This is a genomic window from Deinococcus betulae (assembly GCF_020166395.1).
Lineage (GTDB): Bacteria > Deinococcota > Deinococci > Deinococcales > Deinococcaceae > Deinococcus > Deinococcus betulae.
Map to the genome: position 1 here is coordinate 1 of NZ_JAIQXU010000087.1, position 956 is coordinate 956.

Annotated in this window: 2 protein-coding genes; both read right to left on the reverse strand. The window is 63.6% G+C overall.

All coding sequences use genetic code 11. From position 1 onward, the window contains the following. Positions 1-10: 10 nt before the first annotated feature. Complete coding sequence (locus K7W42_RS22730; protein WP_224577684.1) at positions 11-436, reverse strand: transposase; 426 nt, start codon at positions 434-436, stop codon at positions 11-13. Between the two features lie 119 nt (positions 437-555). Continuing rightward, complete coding sequence (locus tag K7W42_RS22735) at positions 556-711, reverse strand: hypothetical protein (RefSeq protein ID WP_224577685.1); 156 nt, start codon at positions 709-711, stop codon at positions 556-558. Between the last annotated feature and the right edge of the window lie 245 nt (positions 712-956).

Consider the following 956-nt stretch of genomic DNA (forward strand, 5'->3'; position numbering starts at 1 on the left):
ACAGCAGGAATCAGAGGCATTGAGGGAACAGGGCATGTTGGAACCAACCTTGACAATCAGCGAGCGTGACGGCATCGAGCGCCGTGCGGATCGCCGTTAGGACGCCAGTCTTGGTGCGGGCTCCCAACCTTCGGACGACCGCTTTGAGTTTCGAGAACATCAGCTCAATGGGATTGAGATCCGGCGAATAGGGCGGCAAAAAGATCAACTCAGCGCCATGAGCTTCAATCAGTACGCGCACTGCTGCGCGGCGGTGCGCACCAAGGTTGTCCATGACGACCACCTGTCCCGGGCGGCGGGTCAGCGCCAGAATCTGTTGGATATATGTGACGAACACGTCGCCGTTGACGCTGCCGTCGACGACCCACGCAGCACGGGGACCCTGAAGCGTCACCCCGCAGAGCAGGGTCAGATTGCGACCTCGGTTGCGGGGCACCGTGCCCGTGGCTCCGGGTCATGTTGATCTGGAAACCACGTTCGTCGAGGTAAAGGAGGTCGCCTGGAGCGACCTCCAGCAGGTCACGGGCAAACAAGGTGCGCCACGCCTCGTCGCGTTCAGCGGCTTGAATCGTCTTTTTTTCTCGCCCATCCCAGCGCGCGGATGCGGCGCGCGATCGTCGAAATCGACACCACACCCTGCGCGTCGCGCCACACTGCGGCGTGTTCCGCGAGGGTCAAATCGGGGTGTGCCTGGAGTTGCCGCAACAGCACGGCGTGCTGCTGCGGGCCAAGGACCCGGGGAGGGCTCCCCCGGTTGGGTGGCGCGCCCAGTGCCTGTCCTTCGCGGTCGCGCCGCCAGTACCGTTCCACAGTCGCCAGACTCACCCGAAATTGTCGGGCGACCTCCGCCTGTGCCACCCCGTCACGAACGGCCTGCACACTCCGTTCCCGCAGGTCGAGGCTATCACTCCGCATCCCTCACTCTCCCCCTCAACCGCTCTGGATTTTGCTGTCAG